Origin of the sequence: Brevibacillus centrosporus (assembly GCF_003710815.1) — a bacterium.
GTDB classification, from domain to species: Bacteria; Bacillota; Bacilli; order Brevibacillales; family Brevibacillaceae; genus Brevibacillus; species Brevibacillus centrosporus.
On sequence record NZ_RHHP01000013.1, the window covers coordinates 196,202 to 211,673 of the forward strand.

Below are 15,472 nucleotides of genomic sequence, written 5' to 3' on the forward strand. Positions count from 1 at the left end.
TGCCAAACAATTCCGCTCATAAAAAGCAAAAAAAACTCCAACCCATACTGGTTGGAGAAGGGATAGTACGTTGAGTACTTACGTGAATGTCTTTAAGATACACGATTTTATCCCTATTGCCTACAAGCATATACAGGCAACAATGCCTAAAATGGGCAAAAAAATAGCGACGACTCTCTGCATGGTTTAGTCCGCCGCATATTCCCCAAATGTTTGTACTAGATTTCCTTACAAATCCATTATGCTCCTGGTCAACTGTTGGTTCCACAAGTAAATAATGGGAAGCTAGGGAGATCGAACTAATTTTTGAAGGTCAGACAACAAAAAAACGTCCCATCTGCAAGGCTCTCAAAATCGCCTTTTGACGGAACGTGTATCTACTTATATATGGCGGAGGGAGCAGGATTCGAACCCGCGTGAGCTTTCACTCTAACGGTTTTCAAGACCGCCCCGTTATGACCACTTCGGTATCCCTCCACGTTTCAACAAGTATTACTATAGCATAGCTGCTTTCCCATGCGCAAGAGCCCAGCACTAGAAAACGTTGGCCACATTACCAGCTAACTGGCTAGCTGCGCCCCTCTGCTACAGACCTGGTTAGCAGATATCGACTTGCTCAATGAAAAAAGCCTTGGCTCCTCCACTTCTGTGACAGGAAACCAGGCTTTTTACTCTTTCTACTATTTCTTGACGACAACCAGCTTCAGCTCCGTGAGCTCTTCGATCGCGTACTTGACCCCTTCACGCCCCATACCGCTTTCCTTGACGCCTCCATATGGCATATGATCCACACGGAAGGTAGGGATATCGTTAATCATCACACCGCCAACATGAAGCTCATCTGCTGCCTGCAGTGCGAGCGACAGGTTGTTCGTATACAAACCAGCCTGCAAGCCATAACGCGAATCGTTAACGAGACTGATTGCCTCCTGGACAGACTCGACTGCATTGACCAGAACTACTGGACCGAAAACTTCTTGGCAGGATACTTTTGCATCTGCAGGAACTCCTGTCAGTACCGTTGGCTGGAGCATGCGATCGACTACTTCTCCGCCACATTCCACGCGTGCGCCATTTTGCTTAGCTTCCTCGATCCAGTTCACTGCCCGCTCTGTCTCACGCGGATTGATCATTGCCGAATAATCCGCCTCTTCCGACAGGGAATCTCCCCCGCGAAGCTTCTTCGTCTCCGCCACAAACTTGGTTACGAATTCCTCGAAGCGGTCTTTGACTACATAAATGCGTTGAACGGAAATGCACACTTGACCGGAGTAAGCAAAAGCTCCGAAAATGCAGCGTGGGATTACCTCGTCAACATTGACATCTTTATCAATAATCACTGCGGAGTTAGATCCGAGCTCCAATGTAACGCGCTTCAGTCCTGCCCGATTCCGGATATCGATCCCAACGGCTGGGCTTCCCGTAAAGGTCAACGCTTTCACGCGCGGGTCTTTCACCAGGAGGTCACCAACGGACGCCCCGCTGCCCGTGACGACGTTCAGAGCGCCTGCAGGGGCACCCGCCTGCTCAGCGATCTCCGCCAGGAAAAAGGCAGACAATGGTGTTTGGGAGGCTGGCTTCAAGACAACTGCATTTCCTGCAGCAAGCGCTGGCCCTACTTTGTGGGCAACCAGATTCATCGGGAAATTGAATGGAGTAATCGCCCCGATCACGCCCAGTGGCTCTCGCACGGTGTAAGCGAGCCTGCCTTCGCCGCCAATCGCCGCATCCAGTGGCAGCGTTTCGCCGTGAATACGCTTCGCTTCCTCAGCCGCAAACTTGTACGTCTGAATCGTCCGAATCACTTCTCCACGAGCGGTTTTGATCGGCTTTCCCGCTTCCAATGCGATGATCCGCGCAGCCTCCTCCAGGCGTTCGTCCATGAGCAGAGACATTTTCTCCAAAATCGCCGCCCGCTGATAGGCAGGCATGCGTCTCATGACTGCTGTCGCTTCTTCTGCAGCGTCAATTGCCTTTTGCACCGTTTCTGGATCAGCCTGCGGTATTTGAGCGATTTCCTCGCCACTGTATGGAGAATACAACGGCGCATACACCGAAGCTTCTACCCATTGCCCGCCAATAAAGCAGTTTTTCTTCAAAACAACCGCCTCCGTCCAATTAGTGATTAGGTGTGCACAGCTCAGCCAGGACGCTTTCCAGTACGTTCAAGCCTTCTTCCAGCTGCTCATCGGAAATGACCAGTGGCGACAGTACACGAATGACATTGCTGTACAAACCTGCTGCCATGACAACCAAGCCGTTTTGATAGCAAGCCTGCACGATTTTGGCCGTCAGCTCTTTATTCGGCTCCTTCGATCCTTTGTCCTTCACAAGCTCGATCGCGCACATTGCTCCCAGTCCGCGAGCATCGCCTACTTCAGCAAATTGCTGTTTGAATTTCTCGAAACGATTGAGAATTGTACTGCCCACTTTATTGGCATGATCCAAGAATCCGTCTTGCTCCATCATTTCGATGACTTTCAACGCAGCGATACAACCGAGCGGGCTGCCTCCATAGGTACCACCGATTTCACCCGGGTTTGGTGCATCCATGATTTCCGCACGACCGGTCACCGCACTGATCGGCATACCAGCCCCCATGGACTTGGACATAGTAATGATATCCGGCACAACATCATAGTGCTCCATCGCAAACATTTTACCAGTGCGGCCAAATCCGGTTTGCACTTCATCTGCAATCAGGAGAATGCCATACTTTTCGCAAATCGCCTTGACGCCTTTGACAAATGTTTTGGATGGTACCACGAATCCACCTTCGCCTTGCACAGGCTCCATGATGATTGCAGCTACGTTGTCTGCAGCAACCTCTGCGAGGAAGAAGTCTTCAAAGCGGCGCAATACCTCTGCATCGGTCTCTTCTGGAGATGCATCGTATGGAGAACGATAGTAGTACGGGTAGGTCATTTTGTAGGTGTCAGGAGCAAACGGCCCGAATTCGTATTTGTACGGACGTACTTTGCTCGTCAGCGACATCGCCAGCAGCGTGCGTCCGTGGAAGCCGCGCTCGAACGAGATGATTGCCTTGCGCCCTGTGTATTTGCGTGCGATTTTCACCGCATTCTCGACTGCTTCTGCTCCGCTGTTGAGGAAGAAGGTCTTTTTCGCGTGGTCGCCCGGCGTGATTTGATTGAGCTTTTCTGCTAGCTGGACATACGGCTCATACATCATCACGTGGAAGCATGTGTGTATGTATTGATCCAGCTGTGCCTTGAGCGCCTCGACCACAGCGGGCGGGCAGTGACCAGCATTGATGGAGCCGATCGCCCCAGCAAAGTCGATGAAGGTGTTGCCGTCGATATCGGTCAAGAGTGCGCCTTCCGCTTTGGCTACAAAAGCTGGAGTCGTATTGGATGGCCCCCGTGGAACATTGGCTTCCTTTTTCGCGAGCATCTCCTGCGATTTTGGTCCAGGAACAGCTGTTTTCAGTTGAATAAACTTTGTGGTGATCGGACTCATGTATATCCCTCTCCCTCTAGTTCTGGGTATTTTGTTCGGCAACACCGCACCATTCAATCAAGGCTAGTGCAAAGATCTCTGCGCACGTAAAGACATCGTCGAGTACGATATGTTCGTTGGGATAATGGGCAACCTGTGTAACTCCAGGGCCTACGACGATAGCAGGCGTGTCGGCGAGCGCCGTCAGCAAGCCGCCATCTGTTCCCCATGGAGAAGCTTCGACAACAGCCCGCTTCCCTGTTACTGCCTCAAACTGGCGATGTAGAATATTCATTAATGGATGGTCTTCCGCTACGGAGCCCGGTACCCATCGCGCCCCATACCACTCCAGCTCCACCGGCTGCTCGGCAAACCAGGGATCGACTTCAGCCAGTCGCTTCAATGCAGCGGTCATCTCTGCCTTTGCATCCTCCATCTGTTCTCCTGGTGCGACTCCCATTCGACCTTCTAGCTTAACGAGATCGGCAACAGAAGAGGGCCATTTTCCTCCCTCGATGACCCCGATGTTGATCGGGATAGGAATCGGAAGTTTCTCATAGAGCGGATCGTCCAAACGATCGTTTCGATCTTTTTCCAGCTTTCCGATTGCTTGCACGACAGCCAGGCTCTTTTCGATGGCACTCACGCCTTCGTAACGGGTTCCCCCATGTGCAGAGCGGCCTTTCACAGAAAGACGGAACCACATCGAGCCTTGCTGCTTCGGGAAAATCTTCATGTTCGTGGGTTCTGGTATCAGTGCCGCATCTGCCTTGTAGCCGCGCAGGATGGTCGCCAAGGTACCCGCACCGCCGCTCTCCTCTTCAACGACGCTTTGGAAAATGACGTCGCCTTTCAGCTTTACACCGAGCTTCTGCAGGACCGAAATAGCCAAGAGGGAAGAAAGATTTCCCCCTTTCATGTCGGTTGCTCCGCGTCCATACAGCTTTCCGTCCTCAATTTTTCCACTGAACGGATCATCGCTCCACTGTGCCCGGTCACCGGCAGGCACTACGTCCACATGACCGTTTAAAATGAGGGAGCGCCCCTCACCTGCGCCCTTCCATACCCCAACTACGTTTGGACTGCCCGTAAAGACCGTACGCGGGGACACAAAGTACGGGTGAGATAGGAGCTCCTCCCCCTCCATCACCCACAAATCGACGTCCAAGCCCATCGATGCCAGCGTTTTCGCAATGCTCTCTTGGATAGATTCTTCCTCGCCCTGTACGCTCGGATTTTTTACCCATGCCTGCAACAGCGCTGTTGCCTCATCCCGATCCTTTTCCAACTGCTCCCGAATAAGAGTCTGCCAGTCTGCCATGGTTCTCCTCCTGACTCGCGGAAATTTGGTATTGCCCGTATAGTAAGAAAACCTCATTAACGAAAAACGGCTACTTCGCCTTCGATCTTCAGTTCTGCTTCTGTCGCCCCGATCACATCCGCTACACAATACGGATACATCACCTCGCGCAGATAGAGACCGTCTGACTTGACCTCCATGACAGCCATGTCGGTGATGATCCAATCGGCTGCGCCACGAGCGGTCAGTGGCAGCGAGCACTCCCTGACGATCTTGGAGCGTCCGTTTTTATCCAAATGGGTAGTGACGACCATGACTTTCTTCGCCTTCTGTGCCAGTTCCATCGCTCCCCCCATGCCAGGTACGCGTTTGCCTGGGACGATCCAGTTGGCGATATCGCCGCTCTGGCTTACCTCTAATACTCCGAGGATCGTCATATCGAGCAGCCCACGTCGGATGATGGCAAACGCCGTAGCGCTGTCAAAAAAGGAAGCTCCAGTCGCCAGTGTGACGGGAAAGCCGCCAGCATTGCAGAGCATCGGGTTTTCCTCACCCTTTACTGGGCTAGGTCCCGTACCTAAAATGCCGTTCTCTGCGTGAAACATCACGCGCACATCAGCCGGAATAAAATCAGCAACCAGCGTCGGGATGCCGATACCGAGGTTGATGATCATGCCATCCTCGACTTCCAACGCTGCACGCCGGGCAATCCGCTCTCGGTAGCTCTCGGTCTCTTTTACTTCTCCCACGCCCATTGCCAGTTCACCCCTTCGCTCTGCACGATAAAGTTAATGAAAACGCCTGGTGTTACGATCTCCTCCGGCGACAGCTCGCCAATCTCGACGATTTCATCCGCTTCCACAATTGTGATGTCTCCTGCCATCGCCACCAGCGGGTTAAAGTTTCGTGCGCTAGTATCATAAACGAGATTCCCGTAGCGATCCGCTTTTTTGGCGTGAATGATCGATACTTCCGCGGTGAGCGGCGTCTCCAGCAAGTACTCTTTGTCTCCCACTACGACTTTTTGCTTTCCCTTTTCCGCGATCGTGCCGATTCCGACATCGGACAAGATCCCGCCCAGACCGACACCACCTGCCCGCACGCGCTCTGCCAGGATACCCTGAGGGCAAAACTCCACCTCGAGCTCGCCTGCTGTCATCTGGGCGCCCGCATTTGGATTCGACCCGATGTGAGATGCGATCACCTTTTTGACTCGCTTTTCTGTTACCAGCTTGCCGATGCCGATGTGAGGAAACGCTGTGTCATTGCTGACCAGAGTAATTTCGCGGACACCTTTATCTAAAATCCCCTGAATCAGCGAGGGTGGATTGCCCACTCCACCGAATCCGCCAGACATCAGCGTCATTCCATCGCGGAAATGTGTCAGCGCTTCCTCCATGGAAATCACTTTTTCAAATCGATTAGTCATGAACGCGCGCTCCCTTCTATCCGATCAACGCTTTTTGCTGCAGCTCTTGCTGAACGGCTTCAATCGCCTCTTTCAAAATGCCGATCAGTGTATCAATTTCTTCTTGGGTAATCGTAAGCGGCGGTGCGAGAATGACCGAATCACCTGCTACACCATCAATTCCTCCGACTGCCGGATACACCAGCAAGCCCTTTTCAAATGCTTTGGCAATCACCTTCGCGCTCACGTTTTCAGAGAGGGCGAACGGCTCTTTGGTCTGCTTGTTTTTCACAAACTCGAGTCCGCACAGCATACCCAATCCGCGGGCATCTCCGACTAGAGGCAGCTCGTCTGCGAGCCCTTGCAGGCGTTGCAGCAGGTAAGCACCGTTTTCGGCCGATTTCTCAATCAGATTGTTCTTCTCAATATAGTTCAGGACAGCCAAAGATACGGCTGCGGACTGTGGGTTGGCGCTGTACGTATGTCCTGCCATGATGGAAGCGCTGCCTTTTTGGATGACTTCAATGATCTCCTCTGTCACGATCGTTGCGGCCATCGGCGTATATCCTGCGCTCATACCTTTTCCGATCGTAATCATGTCAGGCACGACGCCCCAGTGATCTACCCCAAATGCTTTTCCAGTTCGTCCCATTCCAGTCATGACTTCATCGGCAATGAACAGCACGTTGTATTTATCACAAATTTCACGGATTCGCTGGAAGTACCCCGGTGGAGGAACCACAGCACCCGCAGTCGCCCCGATAACCGGCTCAGCGATGAAGGCGGCTACCTGCTCGGGTCCTACGCGCAGGATGGCTGTCTCCAGCTCGTTCGCACATTGCATCGCGTATTCTTCCAGGCTGATTCCTTCTGGCTTACGGTAAGGGTACGGCCCCGTAATCGCCGGGTAGTCTTCGAGCAATGGCACAAACCGTTTGCGGCGCAGCACATGCCCGGACATCGACAAGGCTCCCATCGTGATTCCGTGATAGCTCATCCAGCGGGAAATGATGCGGTTTTTCGTGAAATTTCCTTGTTCCTGCCAATATTGAATGGCTATTTTTTGTGCCGTCTCCGTCGCTTCAGAACCACTGCTGACGAAGAACGTCCAGTTGAGGGAGCCCGGTGCCCACTCCGCCAGCTTTTTCCCCAGCTGCTCAACAGCATCACTGCTGAAATGAGAGCGATACGCGAAGGAAATGCTCTTGGCTTGCTCGTACATGGCATCCACGACTTCGTCTACCGCATGGCCGATGAGGGCTGTAACGGCACCGCTGCATCCATCGATGTATTGTTTTCCCTCTTTATCGTAGAGATAAATCCCTTTCCCATGAGAGATGACCGGATAGGCCTTTCCCAGTTCAGGCTTAATGACATAACTTCTTTCCATTGTCGCCACCTCGCTTTTCTCTACCTTCATCCTATCCGACCGAAGCGCAAGCGCCATCCGACGAGCTGGCAAAAAAACATGGAAAAGAGACAAAATCTTTTGTACATTTTGTATAAAGAACTTTTTCGGAGGGATCACTATGAGCATTACCATTCGGGAGGCCCTTCAATTGCCTGATATGGTTCAGACCAGATTGATTGCCGGCGCTGGTGGATTGGACAACCCCATTCGCTGGGTGACGATAGTAGAAGTACTGGAGGACGCGACACGGCTGCAGGAAGGGGAGTTTCTCATCACGACAGGCTTTGGGCTTGCTGACAACACGGAGCGTCTCTCTTCCTTCATCCCATCCCTTGCCAGCCAAAAGCTGAGCGGGGTAGCGATTCATACCGGATTTTATTTGCGAGAGATCCCTGCCGCTTTTATCGAGGTGGCCGACCAGCTGCAGCTGCCCCTCATTGAAATCCCGGCGGAAATCAATTTTTCGACGATTACAAAGGCCATCCTGCAGCCTATTATCAACCGCCAGTTCGAGACCCTGGCTTATTCGCAAGCAATTCACAACCGCATGATTGACGCCGCTCTCTCCCGGGGAGGATTAGCCGCCATCGCAGCCGAATTGGCAACGCTCACGGGTGGAGTCGTATCACTGGTTGATGCCTTGGGCTTTGAGGTGACTCAGCATGGAACAACAGAGCAAAGAGAAGAAGCCGAGGGAGAAGGTAGCACCCACTCGATCCCGATCCGCGCCAATCGCGAGCATTTTGGCACTCTTTCGTTGGTCAAGCCTTTGCATGCATGGAAAGAGCTCGATGATGTGGCACTGCAGCACGCCTCGACCCTCTGTGCGTTGGAATATGTAAAAGAACGAGCCGTTTCTGCAACGGAATGGCGGTTAAAAGGGGACTTTGTAGAAGAGCTGTTAAATGGCAAGCAGATGAGCCATTCGGAATTGGAAAGCCGCTGTCGGATGCTGGGCTATCCTTTGGCTGGTGGACACTTGGTTGCTGCTCTAAAAGTAGATGTGAGCGACGATGCTGGTCTCTACGAGCTGCATCAAAGTGCCATCATGCTGATGCGCAGGCTGTGTGATCGTCAGCAGCGCTCCTACCTGCTCCGTGAGCGCCCTCATTATTTACTGTTCGTTTTCCCCGACAATCGTGCGAGCCTGCAGCTTTTGGAGCTATTCGCGCAGCGCTGGGAGCAGCTGCACAAGGAGTATTCGCTCCATTTAGCCTTGAGCACCCCTCGTCAGCAGCTCTCTGACGTAGCTACTGCGGCTGAGGAAGCCACCTTTGCCCTGCAGGCTTACCCGCTGCTCGCAAAACCTCCGGGCATCTTGCGCTATCGTGACATGCAAGGCTATCAGTTTCTGTTTCCTTACCATCGCAGTGAAGAGGCTTTGCAGCAGCTATGGAAGCCTTTGCTCGCACCACTGATCGGATACGATAGCAAACATAATCAGCAGCTGCTGGAGACGTTAAGCGTGTACCTGCAGCAGAACGGCAACGGACTTCAAACGTCCCAAGCCTTATATATTCATCGCCATACCCTGAAATACCGACTCACCCAGATTGAAGAAAAAACGGGCTACCACCTGGAGGATGCGCATCAACGCTGGCAGCTGCAACTCGCTCTCATGGCGCGCAGTCTCCAGCAACAGCTCTATCCTTCACAGGCGCAGCCCTAGCTTTCTTACTCCCAGGATGGGCGGAGTGGCTTCACCCAAATATTCATATCTTCGTAGCCGGAAAATATCGTGCAGTTGTTGATCAATCTCCCGCGATACGTATAGCCCATTTTCGCGGCAGTCACATTCATCCCTGGTGATTGCGCGCGGGTAAGCGAATACAAGTAGTAAATGCCGGATTCCTCCATTTTGCGTTCCAGCGCAACAAACAACGCTTGGAGGAGTCCTTTGCCCCCGTGATCGGGGTGAGTGGCGCAGTCCGTCATTTCGGCAGAGCCCATCCGCTCGTTCACTTCCGCTGATGCGGCACAAGCGATTTTCCCCTCGTACTCGACGACCATGTATCGAGTCCCTTCCTCCATCGTTTTACGGACATAGACAGGGTCATCCATCGGTGTCGGATAGGTAGCAAACACGAGTGCATACAGCTTCGCAAGCTCCTCCGCGTCTGCCTCACCCGCCTCTCGCATGGAATAGCCTGCCGGCAGTGCCTTCTCCTCGCCGTTGCCTTGTTTGCCAAGGCTAAGCGCAAGTACTTCTTCCGCGAGTTCAGGTGCGACGGAAGTAGCCCGCTCCTTCGTCAGAAAGCTAGAGAGCATTTGTGCATTTTCTCCATGAAAAAAGCCTTCGATGACACCTTCCAGCGCGTACCCCAAAGCGGTCCATTTTTCCACATCCGCTTTTTTGCCGTAGACAATGAGCTTTGTCGCGCCAGACTCTTGTGCAAGCTTTCTCATCCATTGATCAAGCACCACGACCTGATTCGGGTCATATACGTGCAGCTTCACCCGCCGGTTTTGCTGGTCCACGACCAGATCCCCTGAGGCGAGCATGATCTCTACATTTACCATGACGCACTCCCCTTTCCGTTCTCTATTCATTGTAGCAAACGGAAATTCTGCGTCATCTGCCAATCTGTATAAAATCCTGCTTCGTTGCTGCCGGAGCATCATTTCCCTCTTCTATTGTCTTGAGATAGGTATTCGATGAGAGCCATTTGTACCTTCCGCTCATAGCATGATAGAAGGAACAGTCAAAGACGGGGAAGGAGGGGATTTTCATGAGTATTGGAAACAACAATTTCGCCCTGGTACTGGTGCTTTTCATCCTTCTGGTGATCGTGCTCAGCGCAATTGGATAGTCCGCTGTTTACGTCGCGCCCCTCATCGCGGTAGTATCGAGGGGCTTTTTACATATCATGGTAGTATGTGGATTTAAGTCTGTCTTTGAAAGGAGGAAGCTCACGTGACTCCCCTCATCTACGCCCATCGCGGTGCTTCCGGCCTTTTTCCGGAAAACACCATGGAGTCTTTTTACGCGGCTGTTCGGCGTCGTGCTGACGGCATCGAGCTGGATGTGCAGCTGACCCGTGACGATAAACTCGTCGTCATTCACGACCATACACTGGATCGCACAACCACAGGCAGTGGTCTTGTCCGCAGGCATACCTTGCAAGAGCTTCGACAATTTCGTGCTGACAGAGGCTCATCCTCTCGTTATTCTCGCGCGAGGATCCCGACGCTGCGCGAGGTCTTCCATGCTTTTGCCGAAACGCCCCTCCACTTTATCATTGAACTGAAAAACTTTCTCTCCGATCAGCCGCATCTGGAGGAGCTCGTTATTGAGCAGATCCGACGTTATCATCTGACGGACCGAACCATCATCTCCTCATTTAACTTCGACAGCTTGCAGCGCATCAAACAGCTGGATCCCGCTCTGACTACGGGTCTGCTGTATGTCGGCCCGATTCCGCGTCCCTGGGAAGTCGCCAAGCGCTATGCTGCCGATCAGTTGCATGTACCTATGGATCAGCTATCGGCACAGCTGGTCAAGGAATCCCACAAGCATAACCTCACTGTTCTCGGATGGACCGTGAACAGCTCCAAGGACATCCAGGATGCCTTCGATATGGGTGTCGATGGCCTGATCACCAATTACCCCGGGCGAGCACGAAAGATCCTGCGAGCCCGTTCGTAATCAGCTGTAACAAAAAGGGAGCCTCCTTTCATCGGCTCCCTTTTGCTGTGTCGCTTTATCATCCGTTCATTTGCGGAACGAAAAATTTCCCTTGCCACGAGTTGCGATTTTTCAACTCAGCATCGATGCCATTGAGGACTTCCCATTTCTTTCGGCTCCACATAGGACCAATCAGCAGGTCTGGAGGGCCATCGCCTGTAATGCGGTGCACGATCATCTCTGGCGGCAAGACCTCCAGCGAATCCACAACCAGCTTGGTGTATTCTTCTTGCGACAGGAACTCCAGGAGCCCTGCTTCATACTGCTTTACCATCGGCGTCTTGCGGAGAAGATGCAGCAGATGGATTTTGATTCCCTGCACATCCAGATGCGCCACTGCGTTTGCCGTCTGCATCATCTCTTCATGCGTCTCTCCCGGCAGCCCGTAAATAATGTGGGAGCAGATGCGGATGTTGTGCTTACGGAGCTTCTCAACGGCCTGCAGATAGCACTCGTAGTCATGCGCACGGTTGATCAGCTGGGCCGTATGTTCGTGAATGGTTTGCAAGCCGAGCTCTACCCACAAATACGTCCTCTCGTTTAATTCAGCCAAATATTCCACCACATCGTCCGGCAAGCAGTCAGGACGCGTCGCGATCGACAGCCCTACAACCCCCTCCTGCCTGAGGATGACTTCATACATCTCGCGCAGCTCAGCCACAGGTGCGTACGTATTGGTGTAGGCTTGAAAGAAACCGAGGTACTTGGCGCTCGGCCACTTTTCATGCATGCGATTCTTCACATCATGAAATTGGCGTTCCAGGTCCATTCGACGGTCACCCGCGAAGTCCCCCGAGCCTCTGGCACTGCAAAACGTGCAGCCGCCAGTCGCGACCTTTCCATCTCGGTTCGGGCAGCTGAAGCCCCCGTCCAGCGGCACCTTGAAGATTTTTTCGTGAAACGTATTTCGCAAATGGTAGTTCCATGTATGATAACGTTTATCTCCCCACATCAAGGGAGACTCGTTATGGAAACACTTTGGTGCGAGCTTCATTGCTGTATTCCCTCCTCGTGGCGAAGCTGCTTTCAGTCGCCACTCTCTTACGTCCATCCTGTTTGACGATTCGGTACTCGATCCAATTATTATACCAACTGGAGGCAACCACTGCCACCCCCGTAAAACAGGAAAACCACAGGTTCCCCTGTGGTTTTTACACGTGTAGCTGCTATTGCTGGATTTCCTCGATCCGAATTGCACGACTGTGAGATGTATGGCTCCACACCTGATTTTTCTTAGTAAAGAAGGCGTAAAACATAATCGGGAGCCAGGTGAGGAAAAAGAACGGGAGACACAGTATTCCCAGATACCCCTTAAGAGGCACTTTTTCCAGATATAGAGCCATGAACGGCAGCAAATAGAAGACTGCTGTCGATGTATATACTAACCAGCTAGGTAAAATGCTTGCAGCAGGCATCAACATATCAATTTCGAAGAATCGACCCAAGAACACCAAAGACATGAACGTTACAATCAATACGTACATCGGCTGGAACAAATAAAATGCAGCATCCAGCATTCCCAAACGTCCTTTGGTAATCCCGTTTTTCAAAACGGAACCAATGTAGCGTCCAGCGACATCGTAGTGTCCTTGCATCCAACGCAGACGTTGGCGCATGGAAGATTTCAGGTCAATCGGCTTTTCATCCCAAACCTTGGTGTCATGAGCCCATGTCGGGTAAATGCCCCGTTCAATGCAGCGTGTGGCGAACTCAAGGTCTTCCGTCAAGCTCGTAGCACCCCAGCCCATTTCCTTGAGCAGGCTGCTCTCGATGCAAAGTCCAGTACCCCCTAATGTGTTCGGCAGTCCAAGGTTATGACGTGCCAGCTGCCACATCCGGTTGGTGAACCAGTAGGTCACCGCGTAAGACAGGGTAATCCAAGAATCGAACGGGTTTTTCGAATCGAGGTAGCCTTGAATGACTCTTGCCCCTTTGCAAAGACGATCGTTCATGACACGCAGGAAATTTTTCTCTACCAGATTGTCTGCGTCAAACATGACGACAGCATCGTATTGCTCTGGTCGTGCCCAAAGATTTTCCAGCATCCACTCAATCCCGAAGCCTTTTCCTCGTTTCGATGTGTCAAATCGCTCGCACGCAATCGCGCCATGAGCTCGGCTGATTTCCGCAGTATTATCTGTACAATTGTCACAAATAACGAAGATGTCGTACTTCTCGCGCGGGTAATCAAGCTTTTTCAGGTTTTCAATCAGTGGCGCGATAACGGCGCTCTCGTTATGTGCCGCGATCAGCACTGCAAAGGTTTTCTCCGGTTCATGTGTGACTTGCTCCTTTTTGCGGAACAGCCCTGCACAGGAAACCAGTGTTTGGTACGTGCTGACTACACCTACCGTTGTACTAAATCCGATGAATAATCCCTCAATGATCTCTCTAAATACACTCATGGGTTCTTCTCCTCGACCTGAATCAAAATTGGGTCAGTTTTTCGTTCAGGTAGTGTTGTTTTTCCAACATTTCTCTATTGTTTTTCTCTCAATTGGGAGTGTACATCAAATGCGATTCATTAGCAATGACCCAAAAGTGGGAAAAAGAAGGCACTGCTATCACCTTTCCCACGTTTCTTTCTTTCTATTCGACATCTCACGACAGTGAGCAGAAAAAAAAGCCTTCGTAACAAAAGGCTTCGATTATTCAGTCTGACTAAAAAAATGGTGACCCGTAGGGGATTCGAACCCCTGTATGACAGCGTGAAAGGCTGCTGTGTTAAACCGCTTCACCAACGGGCCAATCTGTCCATTCTTTATGGTGCGGTCGGCGAGACTCGAACTCGCACGGGTCGCCCCGCCACCCCCTCAAGATGGTGTGTCTGCCAATTCCACCACGACCGCAAAACCTTTAATCCCCAATCACGTTCTCGAGTATACACAATCCGTTTTCGTAAGTCAATACGATTTTCTGACTGTTCGGCGCCCATTTTCATTCAAATAAAATCCGTTTTCACAGCCTCAATTCTTTCTTATTATATGTCGAGTCGAAACAGGTCTGACCGTGTAGAAAACTTTTCTGATATCGGTAAGAAACTCTTTCGGAAAATATCACAGATTCGTCACACTCGACAATATTTCCTACAAGTCTTTCCACTCTTTCCATACATATTTTCTATGCTCCGAGGAAAATACTAAAGCGAAACAGCATGGAACGAAGCGTCTATTCAAAAATGATCCGATGGGAGATTGCCATGATACCTGAAAATATTAAGCTGCTCTTGCATGATATCAGGCTGATAGGCGGTGGCATGGAGGAATATGAGAACCCGGATGATTGGCAGTTAATCCGTGGCCTGGTAGGTGAGGAATGGAACGTAGACCAGTGTGACGCTACACCAGAGTTTTGGGAGAAGCTGAAAGCCTCACTGGAGCAGCAAAAAGAGGTCGCGATGAGTAAGGCAGAGAAACGGTACCTTCACGGGCTCTACTACTACAACCCGTTTGTTTGATTACGCCTCACTCTAGTTTACTCACTAGGCTAAAAGTATGAATCTACTTGGAATTTGTAAGCTTGAATAAGAATACGTGGATCGCATTTGCCCGTTTTTTCTCAATGAATACAAAAAAGCCTCCTTTACACTCAAAGCAATTCCCTTGAGTACACAGGAGGTCTTTTCGTATTTTTCCAGTAGGCAACGATGGCGTCCCAGGAGAGATTCGAACTCCCGACCGACGGCTTAGAAGGCCGTTGCTCTATCCAGCTGAGCTACTGGGACAGAATTGGAGGGAGTACCCGGATTTGAACCGGGGATGAGGGTTTTGCAGACCCGTGCCTTACCACTTGGCTATACTCCCATAACATGGGGCGATCGATGGGACTTGAACCCACGAGTGCCGGAGCCACAATCCGGTGCGTTAACCCCTTCGCCACGACCGCCATAGCAAGATTAAAGTCCTTCTGGCAGGGGCAGTAGGAATCGAACCCACACCAAAGGTTTTGGAGACCTTCGTTCTACCTTTAAACTATGCCCCTTTGGTAGCGGTGGAGGGAATCGAACCCCCGACCTTTCGGGTATGAACCGAACGCTCTAACCAGCTGAGCTACGCCGCCAAAATAGAAAATGGCGGAGAGTGAGGGATTCGAACCCTCGCTACGCTTGCGCATACTAACGGTTTAGCAAACCGTCCCCTTCGGCCTCTTGGGTAACTCTCCGCGATAGATATATGTTCCTTCAAAACTGGAACTGCATGTTTGCTAAGATGT

13 protein-coding genes and 9 tRNA genes are annotated in these 15,472 nt (G+C 51.6%); 4 read left to right on the top strand and 18 right to left on the bottom strand.

Features of this window, described 5'->3' with window-relative positions:
• Positions 1-388: 388 nt before the first annotated feature.
• The 7 genes from EDM55_RS13570 to EDM55_RS13600 form a co-directional block, all read right to left on the bottom strand.
• Positions 389-477, bottom strand: a tRNA-Ser gene (locus tag EDM55_RS13570).
• Positions 478-680: 203 nt separating this feature from the next.
• Positions 681-2,099, bottom strand: coding sequence for an aldehyde dehydrogenase family protein (locus EDM55_RS13575; protein ID WP_122960535.1), 1,419 nt, complete (start codon positions 2,097-2,099; stop codon positions 681-683).
• 19 nt (positions 2,100-2,118) lie between these two features.
• On the bottom strand, positions 2,119-3,477 hold the full coding sequence (gene gabT / locus EDM55_RS13580) for a 4-aminobutyrate--2-oxoglutarate transaminase (RefSeq protein ID WP_122960536.1): 1,359 nt from the start codon (positions 3,475-3,477) through the stop codon (positions 2,119-2,121).
• Between the two features lie 16 nt (positions 3,478-3,493).
• The gene (locus EDM55_RS13585; protein WP_122960537.1) at positions 3,494-4,777 is read right to left on the bottom strand and encodes a peptidase; all 1,284 of its coding nucleotides are present in this window, start codon (positions 4,775-4,777) and stop codon (positions 3,494-3,496) included.
• 56 nt (positions 4,778-4,833) lie between these two features.
• Complete coding sequence (locus EDM55_RS13590) at positions 4,834-5,511, bottom strand: 3-oxoacid CoA-transferase subunit B (RefSeq protein ID WP_092267934.1); 678 nt, start codon at positions 5,509-5,511, stop codon at positions 4,834-4,836.
• Positions 5,493-6,185 carry a 3-oxoacid CoA-transferase subunit A gene (locus EDM55_RS13595; protein WP_092267933.1) on the bottom strand — a complete coding sequence of 231 codons (693 nt, stop codon included), beginning with the start codon at positions 6,183-6,185 and terminating at the stop codon, positions 5,493-5,495. The genes EDM55_RS13590 and EDM55_RS13595 overlap by 19 nt, the downstream gene beginning before the upstream one ends.
• 16 nt (positions 6,186-6,201) lie before the next feature.
• Entirely contained in the window at positions 6,202-7,554 is a 1,353-nt protein-coding gene (locus EDM55_RS13600; protein WP_122960543.1) for an aspartate aminotransferase family protein, read from the bottom strand.
• A 139-nt stretch (positions 7,555-7,693) separates the two neighbouring features.
• Between EDM55_RS13600 and EDM55_RS13605 the strand changes: the two genes are divergently transcribed.
• Positions 7,694-9,244: a PucR family transcriptional regulator gene (locus EDM55_RS13605; RefSeq protein WP_092267932.1), complete on the top strand. Its 1,551-nt coding sequence runs from the start codon at positions 7,694-7,696 to the stop codon at positions 9,242-9,244.
• A gap of 5 nt (positions 9,245-9,249) precedes the next feature.
• Here EDM55_RS13605 and ablB read toward each other — a convergent pair whose 3' ends face one another.
• Entirely contained in the window at positions 9,250-10,095 is an 846-nt protein-coding gene (gene ablB, locus EDM55_RS13610) for a putative beta-lysine N-acetyltransferase (protein ID WP_092268197.1), read from the bottom strand.
• A 209-nt stretch (positions 10,096-10,304) separates the two neighbouring features.
• Here ablB and EDM55_RS31450 point away from each other — a divergent pair, with 209 nt between their 5' ends.
• Both EDM55_RS31450 and EDM55_RS13620 read left to right on the top strand, forming a co-directional pair.
• Positions 10,305-10,385: a YjcZ family sporulation protein gene (locus EDM55_RS31450; protein WP_092267931.1), complete on the top strand. Its 81-nt coding sequence runs from the start codon at positions 10,305-10,307 to the stop codon at positions 10,383-10,385.
• 104 nt (positions 10,386-10,489) lie between these two features.
• On the top strand, positions 10,490-11,221 hold the full coding sequence (locus tag EDM55_RS13620; protein WP_092267930.1) for a glycerophosphodiester phosphodiesterase: 732 nt from the start codon (positions 10,490-10,492) through the stop codon (positions 11,219-11,221).
• 58 nt (positions 11,222-11,279) lie between these two features.
• Here the strand turns inward: EDM55_RS13620 and mnmL are convergent, their stop codons facing one another.
• From mnmL to EDM55_RS13640, 4 genes are all read right to left on the bottom strand, one after another.
• Positions 11,280-12,254, bottom strand: coding sequence for a tRNA modification radical SAM protein MnmL/YtqA (gene mnmL, locus EDM55_RS13625; protein ID WP_092267929.1), 975 nt, complete (start codon positions 12,252-12,254; stop codon positions 11,280-11,282).
• A 172-nt stretch (positions 12,255-12,426) separates the two neighbouring features.
• Positions 12,427-13,665, bottom strand: coding sequence for a glycosyltransferase family 2 protein (locus EDM55_RS13630; RefSeq protein ID WP_092267928.1), 1,239 nt, complete (start codon positions 13,663-13,665; stop codon positions 12,427-12,429).
• A gap of 265 nt (positions 13,666-13,930) precedes the next feature.
• A tRNA-Glu gene (locus EDM55_RS13635) sits at positions 13,931-14,007 on the bottom strand.
• Positions 14,008-14,024: 17 nt separating this feature from the next.
• Positions 14,025-14,109 (bottom strand) — tRNA-Leu (locus EDM55_RS13640).
• Positions 14,110-14,459: 350 nt separating this feature from the next.
• On the opposite strand from EDM55_RS13640, the gene EDM55_RS13645 reads away from it, so the two are divergent.
• The gene (locus EDM55_RS13645) at positions 14,460-14,717 is read left to right on the top strand and encodes a hypothetical protein (RefSeq protein WP_092267927.1); all 258 of its coding nucleotides are present in this window, start codon (positions 14,460-14,462) and stop codon (positions 14,715-14,717) included.
• Positions 14,718-14,907: 190 nt separating this feature from the next.
• On the opposite strand, the gene EDM55_RS13650 is transcribed toward EDM55_RS13645, so the two are convergent.
• The 6 genes from EDM55_RS13650 to EDM55_RS13675 form a co-directional block, all read right to left on the bottom strand.
• Positions 14,908-14,984 (bottom strand) — tRNA-Arg (locus EDM55_RS13650).
• A gap of 5 nt (positions 14,985-14,989) precedes the next feature.
• Positions 14,990-15,063: transfer RNA gene (locus EDM55_RS13655), tRNA-Cys, on the bottom strand.
• 6 nt (positions 15,064-15,069) lie between these two features.
• Positions 15,070-15,145 (bottom strand) — tRNA-His (locus EDM55_RS13660).
• A gap of 22 nt (positions 15,146-15,167) precedes the next feature.
• Positions 15,168-15,241, bottom strand: a tRNA-Trp gene (locus EDM55_RS13665).
• A 1-nt stretch (position 15,242) separates the two neighbouring features.
• Positions 15,243-15,319: transfer RNA gene (locus tag EDM55_RS13670), tRNA-Met, on the bottom strand.
• Between the two features lie 11 nt (positions 15,320-15,330).
• Positions 15,331-15,421, bottom strand: a tRNA-Ser gene (locus EDM55_RS13675).
• Between the last annotated feature and the right edge of the window lie 51 nt (positions 15,422-15,472).